General features: G+C 69.7%; 1 pseudogene. It reads right to left on the bottom strand.

Annotation, left to right across the window (positions count from 1 at the left end):
- A pseudogene (locus CCN42_RS39675) lies at positions 1–208 on the bottom strand (hypothetical protein); the annotation flags it as partial.
- Positions 209–300 lie beyond the last annotated feature (92 nt).

The raw sequence follows: 300 nt of genomic DNA, 5'->3' as shown, positions 1-300 counted from the left end.
CCTCCTGCCGGAACCGCCCCCTGAACTCGGGATCCCTGGCGAACTCCGCGTGGACGACCTTCACCGCGAGCTTCATCCCGGAGGGGCTGCGCGCCAGATGCACGACGCCCATGCCGCCCGAGCCGAGACAGGACTCCAGACGGTAGTGACCGGCGTACTCCGGAAGTTCCGCTTCCGCGCCCGCTCCGATGTTGCGCTGTGGCGCCATGGACCACCCCCGTGCTCTACGTCCGCGCGCGCGACGCACGGAGCCTAGTCGATGACGCGTACGAGACCGAGGCGGCTTGCTAGGGGGTGTCG

It is taken from the genome of Streptomyces glaucescens (assembly GCF_002154375.1).
Lineage (GTDB): Bacteria > Actinomycetota > Actinomycetes > Streptomycetales > Streptomycetaceae > Streptomyces > Streptomyces glaucescens.
This window is presented reverse-complemented; position numbering and strand designations above follow the sequence as displayed.